This window comes from Streptomyces sp. NPDC048606 (assembly GCF_040650855.1).
Classification (GTDB): Bacteria; Actinomycetota; Actinomycetes; order Streptomycetales; family Streptomycetaceae; genus Streptomyces.
This window is the reverse complement of the sequence record NZ_JBEZIB010000004.1, coordinates 198497-216327: the sequence shown is the minus strand read 5'-3', so window position 1 is coordinate 216327 and position 17831 is coordinate 198497. Positions and strand designations below refer to the sequence as shown.

Below are 17831 nucleotides of genomic sequence, written 5' to 3'. Positions count from 1 at the left end.
AAGCGTGGTCAGGCGTCCGGTGCGGCAACGAGGACGAGTTGGGAGACGGGCGCGTGCCGTCCGGTGTCCAACACCACCCGGTACAGGTCCGGTGCGTCGGCGAAGAACAGGGTCGTGAATGCGCCGTCCCCGCGGTCGGGATCCCGCTGGAGGCCGAGGGGATGACCGGCGCGGCCGGTGGTCGCGGACCGGACGCTCAGGCTCACCCCGGCGGGGGTGTCGAGACCGGTGACGGTGAGGGTGAGGGGCTCGCCGTAGGTCCCGCCGAGCCAGGGGATTTCCAGACCGGGCCCCGTGGTGGAGCCGTCGCCGCCGAGGTGGACGCCCTGGGGGCGCTCCAGGGCGATGCGGCGGATCTGGCGCAGGACCTCGTCGTGGCGCATGAGCGTGCCGTGCTGGCCGAAGACGTAGGTGACCGCCTCGGTCCCGGTGCGGGCCGAGGGCATGTGGACCGTTCCGTCGCCGGAGGCGTCGAGGCGGGCGGGGATGCCGGTGGCCGGATCACGTACCAGGTCTCCGTCCTCGCCGACGTCGAAGGAGTGGCGCAGGCCCTCGGCCACCGCGATGCCCTCCCGCGTCCGCTCGGTCAGGGTCTGCACGGTCGCCTGCGCCTCGCCGACGACCGCCCGGTGCCCCGGCAGCACGAACCCGTCCCTGCGCAGGCGCGCGTGCTCGCCCAGCGACCGCGCGGCCAAGGCCTCGTCACCGCCGAAACGAGCGACGTCCTGCGCGGTGAGCCGGTCCACCTCCAGTCCCCGGTCCAGGCAGCGGTATCCGGGCAGCAGGTCGTGGACGCCGGGCAGGGTGGCCGCCATCGCCTGCACCCCGTGCAGCAGCCGACGCGGTTTGGCCCGGGCGTTCAGGAGGTTCAGCGCGAGGACGGCCTTCGCGGACCCCAGGAACGGCGTCCCGACGGTGATCACCGCCCGGGTGTCGGCGGCGAGTTCCGGGTCCTGCTCCAGCGCGGCACGCACCACCAACCCACCCATCGAGTGCGCCACGAACAGCAGCCGTGGCTGCCGGCCGGGCACGGCCGCCGCCTGCTCACGCCACCGGGTCAGGTGGGAGCGGGCCGCGCGGGCCAGCAGAGCGCCGTTGTAGGAGACCGCGAGGCGCCAGTCGTACGGGAACGGCGCCACGGCCGCCGGCGCCAGGGTGACCTTCCGCAGGGTGTCGACCACCTCGCCATAGGGGTCGAGGCCCTCGAACACGGGCAGCCACCACGGCTTGTCCAGCAGGCGCGTCGCGCGGATGCCGGTCAGTGGATCGCGCCGGGCGGTGTCGGCGTGGGCGGCCTGCTCCCGCTCGTCCGCGTGCAGCCTGGCCAGCAGGCTCCCGCCGGTCGCCGCGTTCGTCAGCTTCGCCAGGTCGACGCCCCACAGGGGCTCGCCCGTCTCCGCGTCCTCGAGGACGCTGCCCATGATGCCGGGCACCACGACGCAAGCGTCCCTGGTCCGGTCGTCGAACACCGGCGGCAGTGCTGTCAGCGGCATGGCACGCCCGGACCCGTCATCCCCCACAGTCGTCCCCATGCCCCGACGATAGGGGCACGCCCGCGCCCGCGCAGGAGCTTCGCCGAAGGAGCACCCCACCGAGCGGGGCCGTACCGAGCGGCTATGGTGTCGGGGACGAGAGAAGAGATCCGCCGGTGGACTCACAGATCACCCGCATACGCACCAAGTTGGCGAAGGTCCCGTACCAGCCGCACCGGAGCCACTCCGTGTTCGAGGAGCGCCACCGGTTCCGGCTGGGCCCCCGTATCAGCGCCTCGGAAGTCGACGCCTTCGAGGCCGAGCAGCACCTCGCCCTGCCGGCGGCCTACCGGGCGTTCCTCACGGGCCTCGGGGGCAGCGGCGCCGGCCCCTTCTACGGTCTTCTCCCGCTGGACGAATGCCGGTTGTACACGATGAACCGGAAACCGGCGGACGGCGGCCCGAGGGGATTCACCCACGTGGACCACCCGGACGCCGAGCGGGGCGACCTGTTCCTCCACATCGTCGAGAGGGGGTGCAGCGACCTGTGCCTCATCGCGGTGACCGGCCCCCTCACGGGTCGTGTGGTCAACGGCAACGCGGACGGGTTCCGGCCGCCGAACGTCTCGTCCGCGCGGGACTTCCTCGGCTGGTACGAACGGTGGCTCGACCACATGCGCGACGGCAAGGACAACCGCGCGCTGGGGCTGACCTCCCCGGCGATCGTCGCGAGCGCCCCGTGGGGCCCGAGAGCCACCGTCCGTGCGGGCTCAGTGGGTCGGGCGGCGCGGGGCGCCGGCCACCCCTGATGCCCGCCCGCTGAGTTCGGCGTCCAGCGTCTCCTGGGCCGTGCGCATCGCCTCGGCGTACTTCGGCTCGGACATGCGCTCCCAGGCCCGGTCCGGGGCGACGTCCTCGACGCGGCTCACCACCCACCAGATGTTGCCGAACGGGTCCCGTACGCGGCCCCCGCGATCCCCCCACGCGCTGTCGGAGGCCTCGGTGACGACCCGCGCCCCGTGGGCGACGGCGGCGGCCATGGCGGCGTCGGCGTCCGGGACGTAGATCCTGAGCAGTGCCGGCATCACCGGCCAGTCGGACCGGCGGTCGAAGGCCAGGACCACCGTGTCGCCGACACGGATCTCGCCGTGGCCGATGGTGCCGTCCTCGACCGGGACGCGGGCGATCTCCTCCCCGTCGAACGCGGCGGTGACGAAGTCGAGCAGCGCACCGGTGTCGTCGGTGACGACCCACGGTGCGACGCTGGTGTAGCCCTCGGGCGCGGTGTGCCTCATCGGGACTCTTCCCCTCTCTCGGCCGGAACCTTCGCGATGCGACGACCCTAGGAGCCAACCAGGACAGGACCTGTCCTACATCGGGCCGGGGGCGGGGCGAGTCGCCGGAGCCGGACAGGTCCTATTCCTGGGCCTGGTCCTGGTCCAGGCCGTGGTACATGACGTGCAGGCCGACCGGTCCGAGCGCGGGATGCCGGAACGCGCCGGGAACGGTGCCGATCACCTCGAAGCCCAGGCGCTCGTACAGCCCGAGTGCCGGCGTGTTGGAGGCCGCGACGGCGTTGAACTGTACCCCGGCGAATCCCTGGTTCCGCGCCCAGTGCAGCAGGTACTCGCCCAACGCCAGGCCGACGCCCCGACCGCGTGCTTCCGCGGCGACCATGAAGTTCCCGCTCGCGATGTGCGCACCCGGACCGGGGCGATTGGCGTACATGTTGGAGGTACCGAGCACGCGCCCGCCCTCCACCGCCACGACGACGTGCCCCGGCGGCGGAACCACCCACAAGTCGTGGGCCTGCTCCTCGTCTTGCAGCGGGTCGTAGCAGAAGGTGTCCCCCTTGCGAACGATCTGCTCGACGATCGGCCAGACCTGCGGCCAATCCCCTTCGTCGTACGTTCGGATGTCCATCCACGGGAGACTAGCCAACGGGGAGAAGGGCTCCCACCGGATATTTCCGGGGTCCGTGCCGCGTCCGGACCGCGTCCGGATCCGTCCGGATCAGGTCGTCGGGTCGGCGGCGCGCCGTTCGTGGCGTGCGCGGGCGAGGTGATGGGCGGTCCGGAGCAGCTCACGTGTCGCCTCGTCCGTGTGCGCGCCCGGGTTGACCACGGCGAGCCAGCCGGCCCCGCCGTAGACGGGGTGTGCGATCACGGTGTCGGCGGCACCGTGATCGGCCCCGGTGGGGACCGATGCGCGCGGCGCGTGGCCGGTCCACCGGACGAACGCCTCCTTGCCGGCGGCGATGTTCACGCGGAAGGCGTCCGGTCGGTCCAGGCGGGACGAGGCGTCGCCGGGGTGGTCCTTGGTCACGATGGTCGCGAAGGGCTGGGTCGCCGTGGGCACGATGCCGTCGGGGGCGTAGTAGAAGAACGTGTCGCCCCAGGCGGCCTCGGGCGTGCCGTCGCCGGGTCCGGGCCTGAGCGTCAGGACGCCGTCGAGGGCGTCCACGAAGTCGATGATCTCTTCACTGGTCATGTGCTCCAGCGTTTCATTCATGTGCTTCTGGAGACTTTCGGCGGGAGAGGGGCTCCGGCATAGGCTTTCCCGCATGGGAAGTCTCCATTCATCCGGTATGCGCACCGCCGAGGTCGCCGGTCGTGTCGGGTGCTCGGCCCAACACGTTCGCGACCTCGAACGCGACGGCGTGCTCCCGCCCGCGGCCCGTACGGCGACCGGCTACCGGATGTACGGCGAGGTGCACCTGCGCTCCGCCCTGGCCTATCGGGCCCTCACCCCGGCCGTGGGGCCGGTCGAGGCCAAGAGGATCCTCCGGGCCTTCCACGAGGGCCCGACCTCCCGGGCCCTGGCCCTGCTCGACGCGGCGCACGCCCGGCTGCACGGGGAGCGCGCGGACCTGGAGCACGCCAGGGAGGCGGCCCGCGCGATCTCGCGCGAGCCGATCGACGACGTACGCGCCTCGGACTCGATGGGCACCTCCGAACTCGCCGCCGCCCTCGGGGTGCGCCCGTCGACGTTGCGGCACTGGCACGCGGAAGGCCTCGTCGTCCCCGACCGCGATCCCGTGCGCGGAGCGCGGCGCTACACACCGAGTCAGGTGCGCGATGCGCGGATCGTCCACCAGCTGCGCAAGGCGGGCTACCGCATCGCGCCGCTGAAGGCCCTCGTGCCGCGGCTCCACGACGCCCGCCGGGCGCGGGACGTCGAGGCGGCACTGGCCGCCCGGGACGCCGACATCACCGCCCGCTCCGCGGCCCTCCTCGACGGCGCCTCGGCCCTCCGCGCCGTCCTCGCCTGGCACGGGCGGAGCGACTGAGGACGAACCGAGGCGAACGGAGCATGGAGGGCCGGGCCGTCCGACGCGATCAGCCCATCACCCGGTGCGGGTGGTCGCGTGGGACAGTGCCACCCCGCCGATGATCAGGGCGAGGGCCAGAAGGCGGCCCGGGGTCACCGGGTCCTTGTGGAGCACGACGCCCAGGGTGATGGCGCCGGCGGCGCCGATCCCGGTGAAGACCGCGTAGGCGGTGCCGACCGGCAGGCCCTTCATCGCCAGGGAGAGCAGGTAGACCGCGACGGCGGCGAGCGCGAAGCAGAGCAGCGTGGGCAGGGGGCGGGTGAAGCCGGCCGTCGGCTTGATGCTCTGCGACCAGGCGACCTCCACCAGGCCGGCGGCGAGGAGGAGCAGCCAGTTCACAGGGCCGCTCCCGTCGCGCGGGCGAGCTCCAGCGCCGCCGCCCTGGACCGGTCGTGCTCCCCGCGCCGTCCGGCGAGGGCGGGGTCGGTGCGGGAGTTGACGAGTTCGGTGCCGAGGAAGGTCATGTCCTCATCGGGGACGGCGAAGTGTCCGGTGAGGAAGTCGCGCAGGTAGCGCTCCTGGTGGTCGTAGGGGTGGCGCGGGGTACCCGGCCCGTACGCGCCGCCGCGGGCGTGGGCCACGACGAACCGCCGTCCGGTCAGGGACATGCGGGGGAAGGTGACCTGGTCGATCCAGGCCTTCAGGGACGCCGGGATCGAGTAGTTGTACATCGGCGTGGCGATCAGCACGACGTCGGCGGCGAGGAGTTCGGACAACAGCGGCTCGACGACCGCCCAGGCCTCCTCCTGCGCGCGGGTGCGCACGGCTTCCCGGTAGCGGGCGGGGTCGGTGATCCCGTGCTCCAGGACGTGGTCGCACAGTTCGGTCCACGCCTCGTCGATGTGCGGGACGGGGGCCGCGGCCAGGTCGCGACGGACGTGGACGCCCCCCGGGTGGGAGGCGCGCCAGGCGGCGGCGACGGCGTCGCCCACCTCCCGACTGAAGGACGGGCGGCGGGCGCTGGCGTCGAGGTGCAGCAGCGTGGACATGACGGGACCCCCTCGGTACGGCCGGAACATTAACCGGACACGGCGTCCAGTTATACCGGATGCACGACCCAACCGGACAGTGCGTCCACTTATTCCGGTAGGCTGGGCGTCATGGAGACGAGGGAACGCGCGGACGCCGCCCGCAACCGGGCCAAGGTGCTCGCGGCCGCCGCCGAGCTGTTCGCCGCCGGCGATCCGCGGTCGGTCACGATGGACGACATCGCCCGGGCCGCCAGCATCGGCCGCGGCACGCTCTACCGGCGCTACCCGGACGTCACGTCCATCGCGGCGGCCCTCCTCGACGAGCACGAACGCCGCCTCCAGGAGGAACTGCTGCACGGCGCGCCCCCACTGGGCCCGGGCGCGCCGCCGCTCGACCGGCTCGGCGCGTTCTACGCCGCCATGGTCGACCTGCTCGACGGCCACGGCCATCTGGTGCTGGGTGCCGAGACCGGCGAGAAGCGCTTCACGGTCGGCGCGTACGGCTTCTGGCGCGCCCACGTCCTCGCCCTGCTGCGCGCATCGGGCACCCCGGACCCGGAGGCCCTCGTGGACGGCCTCCTCGCCCCGCTCGCCCCGGAGGTCTTCCTCCAGCAGCGCGCGCGGGGGGTGACGCCCGACCGGATCAAGGCGGCGCTGGGACGACTGGCGAGGTCGCTGCCGGGCGACTGAACGAAGGCCACCGGGCCGGTACCGGGCCGCCCCGGTCGGACGGTGCCGGCGGCCCGCCCGCGGATGTCGGTGCCGTGTGGGTCCCGTGTCGGTGGCGGCTGACACCTTCGAGAGGTCCGGCCGGGTGAGCACCCGGCCCCGGCTCGACGGGCCGGAACTCGGGAATGGGGATCTCTCATGCATGACGTGGTGATCGTGGGCGCGGGCCCGGTCGGGCTCTTCCTCGCCTGCGAGCTCGGCCTCGCGGGCTGTTCCGTGCTGGTCCTGGAGCAGGAGCCGGTGCCCGAGTCGCCGTGGCGTACGGAACCGCTCGGTCTGCGGGGTCTGTTCGGCTCCTCCCTCGCGGCGTTCCACCGCCGTGACCTGCTGGACGAGCTGATGGAGGCGTCCTTCGACTTCGACGGACGACGCGACGTCGGCGTCGGCGCCGACTCCGACGCCAACACCGACTTAACGGACGGGCCGTCACGACCCCGGATGGTGGGCCACTTCGCCGGGATGATGCTCGACGCGGCCCGGCTCGACACGGCCGCGTTCCCGTTCCGGTCGACCGGCCCCGTCCCGGACATCGCCATGATCAGCCTCCAGGCCCTGGAGTCGCTGCTGACCCGACGGGCCGTCAAGCTGGGCGTCGAGGTCCGGCGCGGCGTCACCGTGGACGCGCTCGCCCAGCACGAGGAGCACGCGGTCGTGTCGGCGGGCGGGACCGGCTTCGAAGCCCGCTGGGTCGTCGGCTGTGACGGGGGACGCAGTGCGGTGCGCCGTCTCGCCGGCTTCGCGTTCACGGGCACCGAACCGGAAGTGACCGGCTACACCGTGCTCGGCACCCTCGCCGACCCGGACGGGCTCCGTCCGGGCTTCAACCTGACGCCGACGGGCATGTACGTCCGCATGCCCCTCGCGGGCCACATCGCCATGCTGGACTTCGACGGCGGCGCGTTCGACCGCACGCGGCAACCCACCCTCGACCACCTCCAGACGGTTCTGCGCCGCATATCGGGCACCGACGCCACCTTCACCGAGGTCCGAATGGCCTCCAGCTTCACCGACCGGGCCAAGCAGGCGACCACGTACCGCAAGGGCCGCGTCCTGCTCGCGGGCGACGCCGCGCACATCCACTCTCCGCTCGGCGGCCAGGGCCTGAACACCGGTATCGGCGACGCCGTGAACCTGGGCTGGAAGCTCGCGGCCACCGCGCGCGGCCACGCCCCGGAGGGGCTCCTCGACACCTACGACCGCGAGCGCCGGCCGATCGGCGCCCAGGTGCTCGACTGGTCGCGCGCCCAGGTGGCCGTCATGAGGCCGGACCGGCACGCCCACGCCATCCAGAACGTGGTCCGCGACCTGCTGGGCACCCGGGACGGAACGACGTACGTCTTCGGGAGGCTGTCGGGTGCGTCGCTGCGCTACGACCTCGGCGACACGCATCCGCTGGTGGGCCGCAACGCCCCCGACTTCCTGCTCGGGGAGGGCACCCGCCTGGGCGAGCTGATGCGGAACGGGCGCGGCGTCGTCCTCGACTTCAGTGCCGACCGCCGGTTGGGCGGCCCGGCGGCGGCCTGGCGGGACCGCCTGGAGCACGTGTCCGGGACGCCGGCGGAGGACTTCGGGCTGGGCGCCGTACTGGTCCGACCGGACGGCGTCGTCGCCTGGGCCGCCGACCGCGACTTCACCGTCCCCGGCTTCGACCGGGCGGCCGCCCGATGGTTCGGCCGTCCGTAGACCTGACGGGCAAGCGACCTCACACCGCTCGGTGGACGCCGGGCTCCTGGGCACGGTCACGCGCGGGCCGTTCCGAGGCCTTCGGTGGGATGGTTCGACCCCTACGATGCGTGGATACGGGGCGCGAGCGGGGGCGCGTATGCCGAGATCGAGAGGGAGACCAGGGTGGCGATACCGAAGCGTCCGGAGCCGTTGGATCCGCAAGTTGAGCGGGCCGCGGAGGCCGGTGACGTGGCAGCGATGCGCCACGTGGGCATCCACCGGTACGAGTCCGGCGAGAACGCCGCGTCCGAGAAGTGGCTGCTCGCCGCCGCACAGGCCGGTGACGCCGAGGCGATGTACACCCTGTCGCGGGTCCACCACGACCGGGCGGTGAGCGCGGGCCTTCACGGCAAGGCCTCCGACGTCACCGCCGCGTCCTGGTGCAGGCGTGCGGCCGAGGCGGGCTCGGTCGACGCCATCCGAGCCATGAGGTCGTGGGCGGAACCCGACGAGCGTGAGTTCTGGCTTCGAAAGGCGGTGGAAACCGGCGATCCGTACGCCGCATCGGGCCTTGGAGCACTGCTCGACAGGGAAGGAAGGACGGCGGAAGCGGAGGAGTGGCACCGTAGGGCTGCTCGTGAACCCGGCTACCACGGCCACAAAGCCCGCCATGAACTGGCCAACTTCCTCGTCGGACAACGGCGGCTGGAGGAAGCCGCCGCATGCCTGATGCAGAACGCGGAGGAGGGCGATTCGTCGGCCGCCAGGTACCTGGGCGACATCTACGAATGGCTCGGCCGGGCGGACGAGGCCCGCTCGTGGCGCCTGCGAGCTGACGTGCTGCGGGCTGCCGAACCTGAACCGAACCCCGAACGGTAAAGTAAGCCCTGAGCCCGGCTCGATCCGATGAACCGGCCTCCGCTTCGGGCCTGAGCGGGGTGCGCCCCTCGCCGGCGAGAGGCGCGACGTACCCGTCGGGCGGTCAGTCGTCGAGGGGAACGGGCTCGGTCTCCCAGACCTTGATGCGGCCGTCGTCGGTCTTGGTGCTCCAAGCCCCGAAGCGGCCCTGGCTGGTGATCACGCAGTAGTCCCCGATGGTGGCGGCGAGGGGCGTCGTCTTCCGCTGCCACGCGGAAGGCGGCACCGTCAGGCAGTCCCCGAGGCCGGGCTCGTACTCCATGTACGCGAAGCGGGCACCGTTGAGGGCCTCGACCACGAAGGCCCCGGCCTCGACGTCGGCGTCCTTGTCCGTCACCTTCGCGGTGTCGAAGTCGAAGTCCTGGTAGGGCAGCGGGTAGTACCCGCCCTCGATCCTGACGGGGTCCTCCGGGCTGTCCACGATGGCCACCGTGGTGTCGGTGGTCTCGGCCTTGATGGTGAGGGTCCGCTTGGCTGGCGAGAGGGTCCCGAGGACGGTGCCCTTGGCGCGCACGCTCACCTCGGCGTCAGCCGCGACCACGTACACCTCAGAGCGGGCTGCGGTGCCCTCGCCCCGGGTGATGACGAGCCGCCAGTCCTTCGGCGCCCCCTCGCCGAGGAGGAAGGCGCTGAGGGCGTCGGCGGCCAGGTCCCCGGCGGTACGGGTGACCTTCATCCCGGCGGAGGACCGGATCACGGTGCGGCCCGCCTTGTCGGTCACGACGCGGGCCACCGCGACGGCCGCCTGCCCGGTGACCACCCGGGCGGCGGCGCCCGTGCAGGCCGTGAGGGCGCCCGCCATCAGGACGAGGGCCAGGCCGATCGCGCGGAGGGCGCGGGGGCGGGTACGGCGGAGCCGCAGGAAGGGGATTCCGGAGCGGTGTCCGGGTATCGGACCTCGGGTCATGACGTACCGCCTTTCGGCAGGAGGTCGACGGGGCGGCGGGTCCTCGGGCAGCAGGGGCCCGCCGGGGGATCCGTTCCCCGTTCCCCACCCGTCATGCGCCCCGGGTCGGGCGCCCGGGTCACGCGTCCCAGGTGACCGGGAGGCTCTTCACCCCGTAGATGTCCGCGGCCTCCGGACGCAGGACGACCTCCTCGGCCGGTACGGCCAGGCGCAGCGTCGGGAACCGATCGAGCAGCGCGCGGAACGCGACCCGCATCTCGATTCGGGCCAGTTGGGCGCCCAGGCACAGGTGGATGCCGTGGCCGAAGGCCAGGTGCCCGCCGTCCTGGCGGTGGATGTCCAGGAGGTGGGGGTCGGCGAAGCGCTCGGGGTCGCGGTTGGCGGTGTTGTACGACAGGACGACGGTCGTGCCGGCCTTGATGGTCTGGCCGCCCACCTCGACGTCCTCGAGCGCCGTGCGGTGGAACGTCTTGGCGACGCTCAGGTACCGCAGCAGTTCCTCCACCGCCTGGTCGATCAGCGCGGGGTCGGCACGCAGGGCCGCCAACTGCGCCGGGTTCTGGAGCAGCGCGAAGGTGCCGAGGGACAGCATGTTCGCGGTCGTGTCGAATCCGGCCGCCAGCAGGATCAGGCTGATCCCCTTCAGCTCCTCGTCCGTCAGGTCGCTGTCGGTGAGTTCGCTGAGGACGTCGTCGGTGGGGTTGGCCCGCTTGGCGACGACCAGCTCCGCGAGGTACTCCTGGGTCGCGGTGTAGGCCGCGATCAGTTCCTCGTCGCTCGTCTCCCCGCCCATGAACGTGTCGATCTGTTCCTGGAAGGAGGCCCGGTCCCGGTAGGGGACGCCGAGCAGTTCACAGATGACGATGGTGGGGATGGGCTTGGCGAAGGCGGTCACCAGGTCCGCGGTCGTGCCGGCCCGCTCCATGGCATCCAGGCGGTCGGCGGTGATCTCCTCGATGCGTTCGGCCAGCAGCCGCATGCGGCGGGCGGTGAACCTGCCCACCAGCGGCTTCCGGTAACGCCCGTGCAGGGGCTCGTCCATGAGCAGGAACTCGCCGGGCGGCGCCGGAGGAAGCTCGAAGTCGACCACGTTCATGAGGTCCCTGCGCGAGCTGAACCGGGCGTCGGCGAGGACGGATTTGACCAGGTCGTATCCGGTGATGACCCAGCCGGGTTTCCCACCGGGGTGGGTGTACTTGCTGATGGAGCCGTGGCTGCGGGCATCCGTCAGCTCCGACGGCGGGTCGAAGGGGCAGCCGGATCGACGCTCCGTCGGCATCGCGGTGACGGTGTGCACGGAATCGCTCATGACCAGTCCTCGTGTCCTCGTGCGCCACGTGGTTGACGCATCACGAAAGCTACGTTGCGTTCACGATCTGGTCAATGAGGTTGAAGGATATATTGCAGCTGAGAGCCGGCTAATTGATGCAATGACACTGAGCATTAACGCAATCGGCCGTTGCATTGACGGGCCACGAAGGCAACGCTGGCGACAGACCGTGAGGACCAGCGACAGCCGATCCCGCAGACGGCGAGGCCGCGCCGCGGGCTTGACCCTGACCCGCGGGTCAGGGGTTGGCGCCCCGGCACCCGTCGCTCCCCCGTCCAGGAGGCCCGCCCGTGCCGACCACCGTCCTGCCCCGCACCGCCCGCGAGGTCCGCCTCACCGCCCGCCCCGACGGCCTGCCGGCACCGAGCCACTTCGCCGTCGCCCGGACCCCGCTGCCCGAACCGGGGCCCGGCCAGGTGCTCGTACGGAACGAGCACTTCCTGGTCTTCCCCGTCTCCCGCTGCTCGCCCGTGATCCGGCGCCGACCTGCGCGTCCGGGACCGGTGACGGCAGCTTCGGGCCCGTGGTCGACCGTCGCACCGCGGCCCTCGACACCGAGCCGGCCCGCCTCGCCCGGCAGACCGGGCGCCAGACCCGCCTGCGGACCGACTGACGCCGCTCGGCGACGCCGCCACCGCGCGGCCGGCGAGCAGTGCGAGGGACACTGGGGATGGACGGCAGGACGGGGGGGGAAGACCGTGGCGCAACACCTGGGGCCGTTGGAGCTGATCGGGGACGGGTGGGTGATCGGGGACCCCGGACGGAAGGAGGGCCTGTCCATCGTGCTGGGCGCGGCGGTCGCCAAGCTGTCGTCGTACACCTCCTGGTACGCGCCCGGGGGCAACCGCCTGGTGCAGGAGACGATCGAGGGTCTCGGCGAGCCGAAAACCCGTGGAGCCCGGCTGCGTGACGTGAAATGATCTTGGCCGCTGTTCATGAAGGGGAAGGCCGAAATCGTGTACGTACCGTCATCCGCACGCCCTCTCGATGACGACGAGCGTGAGCTCGTGGAGCTGGCACGCCGCACCATAGACGCGCATACCGACGCCGGTCCCGACGAGGACGGGATCCACACGATGGGCGCCGCGGTCATGGCCGCCGACTACCGGATGTTCACCGGCGTGAACCTCTACCACTTCACCGGCGGCCCCTGCGCCGAACTCGTGGCCCTGGGGGCCGCGCGGGCCCAGGGCGCCCGCCAGATGCGCTGCATCGTCGCCGTGGGAAACCACGGGCGCGGCGTCATCGGCCCTTGCGGGCGCGATCGGCAGGTCTTCGTGGACTACTACCCCACCATGCGCGTCATCGTGCCCACACCCGACGGGCCCCGGTCCGTTCTCGCCGCCGACCTGCTGCCGCTGACCCAGCGGTGGACCCCGGAAGGCATGGTCGGTCTCGACGCGTCGCTCTACCAGGACCCCGAGACGGCCGGGCCCCCGATCATCCGGTTCAATCCCCGCTACCTGGAAGCCGTCCGTTCCGGCGCCAAGACCAAGACCACCCGCTTCCGGGACCCGGCCGAACTCGGGCCGGCACGGCTGGTGTTCGAGAGCGACCCCGAAGTCGTCCTGCCGGCGGAGGTGACCGACATCAGGCACTGCCGGGTGGACGACCTCACCGACCAGGACGCCCGGGCCGAGGGCCTGACGACCGCGGCCGAACTCCGGGAAGGCCTCCGGGGCCACTACCCGGACCTGGCGGGAACCGACGAGGTCGACGTCGTCACCTTCCGGATCGGCGACGGGGCAGGGACATCCTGAGCCCCGGACCGCCGGTGACGCGGGCCCGGTCGCGGCGGCGCTGCGGGCGGGCTCGGTCGCGGCGACCGGGCCCGGTGACGCCCCGAGGCCGCCTTACGGGGGTGCGGGCCCGGCGCCGCGATCGACGAACCCGGCGAGGAGTCGTGTCCCACCGGCTGGGATCGCGGCCCCCCGCCCCCGTCGCGTCCTACTTCTCTTCCGGCTCCCAGGCGCGGAGCAGGTCGAGCAGCCCCGCGTCTCCGTCAACGCGCAAGGATTCGGCCTTGATCCGGTCGTACAGGTAGAGGACCAGCTCACTGGCCGTGCCGTGGACGGAGGCGCCGGCCGCGTCCGGGTCCTCGTCGGTCGCGGCGGTGGGCGCGGGTATGCGGGTGATGCGTGCGCCGTCGCCGTCGACGGCCAGGCGCCAGGAGAGGCCCTCGGCGGCGTGGAAGTCGAAGGCCGTGGGCTTGTGCGGCCAGGCACTCGGCGTCGCGCAGACGGTGAACAGGAACTCCTCGACACCGTCGAGTGCGAGCTCGACCGGCAGCGGCTGCGGGGAGCCCCCGGCGAGCTGGGCGTCGTACGTGTGGACCGCGGACTCCTGGACCCGGTGCCGGGCGGTGCCGCCGGCGGTCTGCGGTGACTGCGACGCGGGCCACCACGTCCAGCAACCGCTGTCCGGTCCCGCCGCGCGCAGGGCCTCCAACAGCAGCTGCGTCGACGCGTCCAGCCAGGCCAGCAGGGCCTCACGGTCCTGCGGCAGTTCCAGCGCGGCGCGCTCGGCGACGGCCTCGGCCGGGGGACCGTCGGCGGGCCCGGCGCCGACGATGGCGGCCCAGAAACGGTCACCCCCACCCAGGTGCTTCACCAGATCGAACAGCGTCCAGCCGGGGCAGGACGGCACCGGCGCGTCGAGACCGGGCGCGGCGGCGACCACTGCACGGAAGGCGGTCGACCGCTCGTCGATCAGTCGCAGCAGGTCAGGGAACTCAAGATTCTTTTCCACGCCGGATGTCTATCACCATGTCCGGTGATCGGACAGTGATTTTCACAGTCGCCGCCGATTGGCCCCCTCGCCGGACGTCTCCCGGAGTCCGGCCTCCGGCTTCCCGCTTCTCGGCCGCAGCGCATCCGCCCTCGGCCAGGGGCGGTGTCGGACGGCTCTGTCACAGTGACGGCATGACGACCGTCGAGGCCTCCGGGGCCATGCCACTCCACTGCTTCTGGCAGCTCATCGATGCCGCGCGGGCCGGAAGCGCATCGTCGGAGCGACCGTTCGCCGACGTGCTCAGCGACCTGCTGGCGGCACGCTCGCGGCGTGAGATCGTCGCGTACGAGCGGACCTTCGGGCAGGTGCGATCGACGCTGTACCGCTGGGACGTGTGGGCGGCCGCGTACGTGATCGGCGGAGGGTGCTCCGATGACGCCTTCATGGACTTTGGGGCGGGCGTCATCGCGTTGGGACGGACCGGGTACGACGAGGTCCTGGCCTCGCCGGACAGCCTTGCGCAACACCCCGTTGCGAGGGACGGCGATCCCGGACGGCTGGAGGACCTCCTCTTCGACGAGGAGGCCAACTACGCGGCGGCCAGGGCGTTCCCCCGGGCCACGGGGGACGGGGCCTGGGAGGAAGTGGCCGGCGCGGACGACACGGACGCCGTGGACGACGGCGACACGGACGTCGACCACGAAGGGCTCGATCCGGCGGAGGCGTTCGACTTCGACGACACGCAGGAGATGCGACGCAGGCTGCCGGCCCTCGCCGCCCTGTTCCTGCCGTGAGGCCTCCAGGACCTCATCGGTGGGGGACGGGTATCCCCGCGGCGCGGAGTCTGGTCTCGGTGAGCGCGGTCAGGCGGGCCGCGACCGGTGCCCGGTCCTCGCCGTGGCTGTTGATCAGCCGGTACTGGGCCGAAGCCTTGGCCCATGCCTTCAGGCTGGCCTGGTCCCCCAGCAGCGCGGGGTTGGCGAGGTAGCGCTCGGCCATGGCGGCCGCGAGTTCATCGATCCTCGGGTCGTCCGGCTCCCAGGTCTCGGCCTCCCAACCACGCTTGGCCAGGTCGACGTACTCGGGGTCGTCCAGACCGTGTTCGAGCTGGGCCAGGAAGCCGTCGAAGCCCTCCGGCACCAGCGCGCGGGCCAGGACCAGGGCCTCGCGCTGCGCGGCCACGTGGTCGGGGCCGAAGCCGAGGCCGGGCATCCGGGCCAGGACCGCGCAGGCGCGGTCGGGCAGCAGGGCCCGGTCGCCGTCCGCGAGCCGGTGCAGCGTGTCGCGGCGAGGCGACCAGTTCGTCGATGCGCTCGGTGAGCTGCCGCTCGACGTCGGTGAGAGCGGCGCCGAACCGCGCGGCGTCGGCGTCGAGCATGGAACCGATCTCGGCCAGCGGCACCCCTGCGGCCGCCAGCGTACGCACCTGGACCAGTTGCAGGAGGTCGTCGGATCCGTACCGTCGATAGCCGGAACCGTCACGTTCCGGTTCCGGGACCAGGCCGAGCTTGTGGTAGTGCCGGACCGTCTTGACCGTGATGCCGACGAACGCCGCCGCCTGCCCGATCGTGATTCCGTTCCTCATCGGTCCACCTTGCCGCAGAACACCGTGTCGACGAGCATCTGTTGGGCGTTGCGGAATGCCGGGGCTATCGACAGGGCGGCGTCGTCCACCCAGGTCAGCCCGGCGGTCAGGGTCCTGCTGCCGTCGGGGGTGCTGTACATCAGTGCCGCCGAGCCCATGATGGCGCCGTTGTGGTGGAAGACGGTTCCGCCCTCCGTTTCCTGCGCGAACACTCCCAGACCGTAGCCGACGGTCGGCTCCGGCGTACGCATCTCGGCCAACAGCCCGGCGGGCAGGAGCCTGCCGCCCATCAGCGCGGAGAAGTACGTGTGCAGGTCCCGGGTGGTCGAGATCATGTCGCCGCCGGCCCCGACCCACGACGGGTTCTGCCGGGTCACGTCGATCGTCCGCTCCCGCCCGGCGTCCTCGTAGCGGTAGTAGCCGTGGTGGTGCGGCTCGGGCATCTCCGGCGAGGCGCCCGGCGCCACGGTGCCGGTCATGCCCAGCGGTTCCAGGATCCGCCGCCGCAACTCCTCGGTGAACGAACGGCCGGTGACCTTCTCGACCAGCAGCCGGGCCAGCACGTAGTTGGTGTTCGCGTAGCTCCAACCCTCACCCGGCGCGAACCGCGCCGGCTTGGACAACGACAGCCGCACCAGCTCCTCGGGCAGGTAGGTCTTGAACCGGTTGTCCACCCAGTCCTTGCCCTGCCAGGGGACCCCCGGGACGATCGTCCCGTCCTCGTAGAGCTCGCCGGTGTGGTTGAAGATCCCGCTGGTGTGCTGCAGCAGCATCCGTACCGTGATCCGCCGGTCGAGACCGAACTCGGGCAGGTGGTCATCGGCCGGGGCGTCCAGGCCGATCCTTCCCTCGGCCACCAGCATGAGCACCGAGGTGGCGACGAAGTTCTTGGTGCTGCTGCCGATGCGGAAGTGCCCGTTCGTCAGCGGTTCGGTGCTCTGGCCCAGTTCGCGCACGCCGGCGCCGCCGACCCACTCGCCCCGCTCGTCGTTCACCCGGAGCTGGACCCCGACGAAGCCGGACGCGGCCAGCTCCTGGATCGAGTTCCGCAGCTCCGGACGGTCCTGCCCCTGGTCGGAAAGGTTGGCGGACATGTTGCTCCTTCACATCGGTCGATCGTTCGTACCGGGTCGGCGTCGTGCCGATGCGATGAGCCTCCACCCTGCCCCGAGGTCAACCTCAAGCGTGATCCGGCCCACAGTGCCGGTGTCGGTGCCGCTGTCGGTCGGCGAGCGACGCCGATCAGGGTGAGGGGGGCGAGGGGTGGTAGCGGACGGTGGGGCCGGGGCGGTAGCCGCGGAAGTGGTCCACCAGGCTGGTGCCCCGGGCCAGGTCCAGGAGGAAGTCGGTGAAGGGGCCGGGCGCTTCCTCCCAGTTGTCGTCCTCGTCCTGGATGACGATGCGCCAGTCGGCCGGATCGGGCTCTTCGGGGAGGAAGTAGTAGAAGCCCATGCCGTCCTCCGCGCCGCCCCAGAGGATCAGCCCGCCGGGATCGGGGTGGATCGGGAACGGCCGGCGCTCGGGATGTTCGAGGTGCGAGCCGGGACCGGACGTCGGCCAGAGCCGTTCGAGCTCCTCCGGGCTCCCGTCCACGGGCCGGTCGATCCACAGGAAGCCCTCGAAGGCCCCCGGACCGTACAGATCGAGGAAGGCCTTGTAATCGGGCGGCAGGGCGGTCCCGAGGTGTTCCTCGGCCGCCTCCCACAGGCTCGGCCGGGCCCAGCCCCAGCAGGCGGGCTCACCGAGCAGTTCCCGCAGTCTCTCCAGTGGGGACGGCATCTCTTCTCCTGGGTCGCGTGATCCGGTACGCGGCGCAACATCTCACACGGGTACGACAGCCCGCGCCGTGGCCTTCCGCGACGTCACGCGCCTGAACACCGTGCTGCGCGTCGTCCGCCGTTTCGTCCGTTCGGAGGACGGGACGATCAAGGAAGGTCGGTGAGATGGAGGAGTCCGTTTCCCCTCCCTCCGGTCGTCTCAGGAGATGCCCATGCCTACCGTCACCGCTCCCCACGCTCTTCGCGAGCCGCAACTCGACTTCCTGGAACTGCTTCGGATTCCGGTGCTCTCCAGCAGGCACGCGCAGGAGACGGAACTCTGCGTCGCCGCCTGCGGTGCCTTCTGCTTCCACAGCGGGAGCGGGCGGCGCTCACCGAGGGTCCGCGCCGGGGCCCAGGCGCCCGCCTGATGGCA

The 17831-nt window shown here is 72.0% G+C and carries 21 protein-coding genes and 2 pseudogenes; 10 read left to right on the top strand and 13 right to left on the bottom strand.

Annotated features, from left to right (window positions below; all coding sequences use genetic code 11):
- Positions 1-8: 8 nt before the first annotated feature.
- Positions 9-1532, bottom strand: a complete 1524-nt coding sequence (locus AB0D01_RS06770; RefSeq protein ID WP_363053957.1) for a hypothetical protein — start codon at positions 1530-1532, stop codon at positions 9-11.
- A 116-nt stretch (positions 1533-1648) separates the two neighbouring features.
- Here AB0D01_RS06770 and AB0D01_RS06765 point away from each other — a divergent pair, with 116 nt between their 5' ends.
- On the top strand, positions 1649-2281 hold the full coding sequence (locus tag AB0D01_RS06765; protein WP_363053956.1) for an SMI1/KNR4 family protein: 633 nt from the start codon (positions 1649-1651) through the stop codon (positions 2279-2281).
- Here AB0D01_RS06765 and AB0D01_RS06760 read toward each other — a convergent pair.
- The 3 genes from AB0D01_RS06760 to AB0D01_RS06750 form a co-directional block, all read right to left on the bottom strand.
- Positions 2243-2767, bottom strand: a complete 525-nt coding sequence (locus AB0D01_RS06760) for a VOC family protein (RefSeq protein WP_363053955.1) — start codon at positions 2765-2767, stop codon at positions 2243-2245. The two genes, AB0D01_RS06765 and AB0D01_RS06760, sit on opposite strands and share 39 nt — an antisense overlap.
- Before the next feature lie 121 nt (positions 2768-2888).
- The gene (locus AB0D01_RS06755) at positions 2889-3395 is read right to left on the bottom strand and encodes a GNAT family N-acetyltransferase (protein WP_363053954.1); all 507 of its coding nucleotides are present in this window, start codon (positions 3393-3395) and stop codon (positions 2889-2891) included.
- Between the two features lie 90 nt (positions 3396-3485).
- Complete coding sequence (locus AB0D01_RS06750) at positions 3486-3962, bottom strand: DUF6194 family protein (RefSeq protein ID WP_363053953.1); 477 nt, start codon at positions 3960-3962, stop codon at positions 3486-3488.
- 73 nt (positions 3963-4035) lie between these two features.
- On the opposite strand from AB0D01_RS06750, the gene AB0D01_RS06745 reads away from it, so the two are divergent.
- Complete coding sequence (locus tag AB0D01_RS06745; RefSeq protein ID WP_363053952.1) at positions 4036-4761, top strand: MerR family transcriptional regulator; 726 nt, start codon at positions 4036-4038, stop codon at positions 4759-4761.
- Between the two features lie 57 nt (positions 4762-4818).
- Here the strand turns inward: AB0D01_RS06745 and AB0D01_RS06740 are convergent, their stop codons facing one another.
- The gene (locus AB0D01_RS06740; RefSeq protein ID WP_363053951.1) at positions 4819-5142 is read right to left on the bottom strand and encodes a multidrug efflux SMR transporter; all 324 of its coding nucleotides are present in this window, start codon (positions 5140-5142) and stop codon (positions 4819-4821) included.
- The gene (locus AB0D01_RS06735) at positions 5139-5792 is read right to left on the bottom strand and encodes an NAD(P)H-dependent oxidoreductase (protein WP_363053950.1); all 654 of its coding nucleotides are present in this window, start codon (positions 5790-5792) and stop codon (positions 5139-5141) included. The genes AB0D01_RS06740 and AB0D01_RS06735 overlap by 4 nt, the downstream gene beginning before the upstream one ends.
- A gap of 111 nt (positions 5793-5903) precedes the next feature.
- Between AB0D01_RS06735 and AB0D01_RS06730 the strand changes: the two genes are divergently transcribed.
- The 3 genes from AB0D01_RS06730 to AB0D01_RS06720 all read left to right on the top strand — a co-directional run bounded on the left by AB0D01_RS06730 (position 5904) and on the right by AB0D01_RS06720 (position 9047).
- On the top strand, positions 5904-6464 hold the full coding sequence (locus AB0D01_RS06730) for a TetR family transcriptional regulator (protein WP_363053949.1): 561 nt from the start codon (positions 5904-5906) through the stop codon (positions 6462-6464).
- Positions 6465-6641: 177 nt separating this feature from the next.
- The gene (locus AB0D01_RS06725) at positions 6642-8186 is read left to right on the top strand and encodes an FAD-dependent oxidoreductase (protein WP_363053948.1); all 1545 of its coding nucleotides are present in this window, start codon (positions 6642-6644) and stop codon (positions 8184-8186) included.
- A 165-nt stretch (positions 8187-8351) separates the two neighbouring features.
- Entirely contained in the window at positions 8352-9047 is a 696-nt protein-coding gene (locus tag AB0D01_RS06720; RefSeq protein ID WP_363053947.1) for a hypothetical protein, read from the top strand.
- Between the two features lie 103 nt (positions 9048-9150).
- Here the strand turns inward: AB0D01_RS06720 and AB0D01_RS06715 are convergent, their stop codons facing one another.
- A complete protein-coding gene (locus AB0D01_RS06715) occupies positions 9151-9993 on the bottom strand; it encodes a hypothetical protein (RefSeq protein ID WP_363053946.1) in 843 nt (280 codons plus the stop codon).
- A 118-nt stretch (positions 9994-10111) separates the two neighbouring features.
- Entirely contained in the window at positions 10112-11302 is a 1191-nt protein-coding gene (locus tag AB0D01_RS06710) for a cytochrome P450 (RefSeq protein ID WP_363053945.1), read from the bottom strand.
- A 311-nt stretch (positions 11303-11613) separates the two neighbouring features.
- On the opposite strand from AB0D01_RS06710, the pseudogene AB0D01_RS06705 reads away from it, so the two are divergent.
- The 3 genes and pseudogenes from AB0D01_RS06705 to AB0D01_RS06695 form a co-directional block, all read left to right on the top strand.
- Positions 11614-11775: pseudogene (locus AB0D01_RS06705) on the top strand (NADP-dependent oxidoreductase); the annotation flags it as partial.
- A 246-nt stretch (positions 11776-12021) separates the two neighbouring features.
- Positions 12022-12243, top strand: a complete 222-nt coding sequence (locus AB0D01_RS06700; RefSeq protein ID WP_363054039.1) for a hypothetical protein — start codon at positions 12022-12024, stop codon at positions 12241-12243.
- A gap of 87 nt (positions 12244-12330) precedes the next feature.
- Positions 12331-13083 (top strand): ASCH domain-containing protein, encoded by a 753-nt coding sequence (locus AB0D01_RS06695; protein ID WP_363053944.1) that lies wholly within the window; start codon positions 12331-12333, stop codon positions 13081-13083.
- A 187-nt stretch (positions 13084-13270) separates the two neighbouring features.
- Here AB0D01_RS06695 and AB0D01_RS06690 read toward each other — a convergent pair whose 3' ends face one another.
- Positions 13271-14071, bottom strand: coding sequence for a maleylpyruvate isomerase family mycothiol-dependent enzyme (locus AB0D01_RS06690; protein WP_363053943.1), 801 nt, complete (start codon positions 14069-14071; stop codon positions 13271-13273).
- A gap of 173 nt (positions 14072-14244) precedes the next feature.
- Between AB0D01_RS06690 and AB0D01_RS06685 the strand changes: the two genes are divergently transcribed.
- Positions 14245-14847 carry a DUF4240 domain-containing protein gene (locus AB0D01_RS06685; protein WP_363053942.1) on the top strand — a complete coding sequence of 201 codons (603 nt, stop codon included), beginning with the start codon at positions 14245-14247 and terminating at the stop codon, positions 14845-14847.
- Positions 14848-14860: 13 nt separating this feature from the next.
- On the opposite strand, the gene AB0D01_RS06680 is transcribed toward AB0D01_RS06685, so the two are convergent.
- The 4 genes and pseudogenes from AB0D01_RS06680 to AB0D01_RS06665 form a co-directional block, all read right to left on the bottom strand.
- Entirely contained in the window at positions 14861-15265 is a 405-nt protein-coding gene (locus AB0D01_RS06680; RefSeq protein WP_363054038.1) for a hypothetical protein, read from the bottom strand.
- A gap of 214 nt (positions 15266-15479) precedes the next feature.
- Positions 15480-15638: pseudogene (locus AB0D01_RS06675) on the bottom strand (MerR family transcriptional regulator); the annotation flags it as partial.
- A complete protein-coding gene (locus tag AB0D01_RS06670; protein WP_363053941.1) occupies positions 15635-16732 on the bottom strand; it encodes a serine hydrolase domain-containing protein in 1098 nt (365 codons plus the stop codon). The gene AB0D01_RS06670 and the pseudogene AB0D01_RS06675, both read right to left, overlap by 4 nt.
- A gap of 148 nt (positions 16733-16880) precedes the next feature.
- Positions 16881-17417, bottom strand: coding sequence for an SMI1/KNR4 family protein (locus tag AB0D01_RS06665; protein WP_363053940.1), 537 nt, complete (start codon positions 17415-17417; stop codon positions 16881-16883).
- Positions 17418-17628: 211 nt separating this feature from the next.
- Here AB0D01_RS06665 and AB0D01_RS06660 point away from each other — a divergent pair, with 211 nt between their 5' ends.
- A complete protein-coding gene (locus tag AB0D01_RS06660) occupies positions 17629-17826 on the top strand; it encodes a hypothetical protein (RefSeq protein ID WP_363053939.1) in 198 nt (65 codons plus the stop codon).
- Positions 17827-17831 lie beyond the last annotated feature (5 nt).

Coding starts and splice junctions, on each gene's coding strand:
- AB0D01_RS06750 (WP_363053953.1), bottom strand. CDS start 3,962: ATGACCAGTGAAGAGATCATCGACTTCGTGGACGCCCTCGACGGCGTC.
- AB0D01_RS06660 (WP_363053939.1), top strand. CDS start 17,629: ATGCCTACCGTCACCGCTCCCCACGCTCTTCGCGAGCCGCAACTCGAC.
- AB0D01_RS06760 (WP_363053955.1), bottom strand. CDS start 2,767: ATGAGGCACACCGCGCCCGAGGGCTACACCAGCGTCGCACCGTGGGTC.
- AB0D01_RS06730 (WP_363053949.1), top strand. CDS start 5,904: ATGGAGACGAGGGAACGCGCGGACGCCGCCCGCAACCGGGCCAAGGTG.
- AB0D01_RS06725 (WP_363053948.1), top strand. CDS start 6,642: ATGCATGACGTGGTGATCGTGGGCGCGGGCCCGGTCGGGCTCTTCCTC.
- AB0D01_RS06665 (WP_363053940.1), bottom strand. CDS start 17,417: ATGCCGTCCCCACTGGAGAGACTGCGGGAACTGCTCGGTGAGCCCGCC.
- AB0D01_RS06770 (WP_363053957.1), bottom strand. CDS start 1,532: ATGGGGACGACTGTGGGGGATGACGGGTCCGGGCGTGCCATGCCGCTG.
- AB0D01_RS06685 (WP_363053942.1), top strand. CDS start 14,245: ATGACGACCGTCGAGGCCTCCGGGGCCATGCCACTCCACTGCTTCTGG.
- AB0D01_RS06670 (WP_363053941.1), bottom strand. CDS start 16,732: ATGTCCGCCAACCTTTCCGACCAGGGGCAGGACCGTCCGGAGCTGCGG.
- AB0D01_RS06680 (WP_363054038.1), bottom strand. CDS start 15,265: ATGCCCGGCCTCGGCTTCGGCCCCGACCACGTGGCCGCGCAGCGCGAG.
- AB0D01_RS06710 (WP_363053945.1), bottom strand. CDS start 11,302: ATGAGCGATTCCGTGCACACCGTCACCGCGATGCCGACGGAGCGTCGA.
- AB0D01_RS06745 (WP_363053952.1), top strand. CDS start 4,036: ATGGGAAGTCTCCATTCATCCGGTATGCGCACCGCCGAGGTCGCCGGT.
- AB0D01_RS06715 (WP_363053946.1), bottom strand. CDS start 9,993: ATGACCCGAGGTCCGATACCCGGACACCGCTCCGGAATCCCCTTCCTG.
- AB0D01_RS06735 (WP_363053950.1), bottom strand. CDS start 5,792: ATGTCCACGCTGCTGCACCTCGACGCCAGCGCCCGCCGCCCGTCCTTC.
- AB0D01_RS06755 (WP_363053954.1), bottom strand. CDS start 3,395: ATGGACATCCGAACGTACGACGAAGGGGATTGGCCGCAGGTCTGGCCG.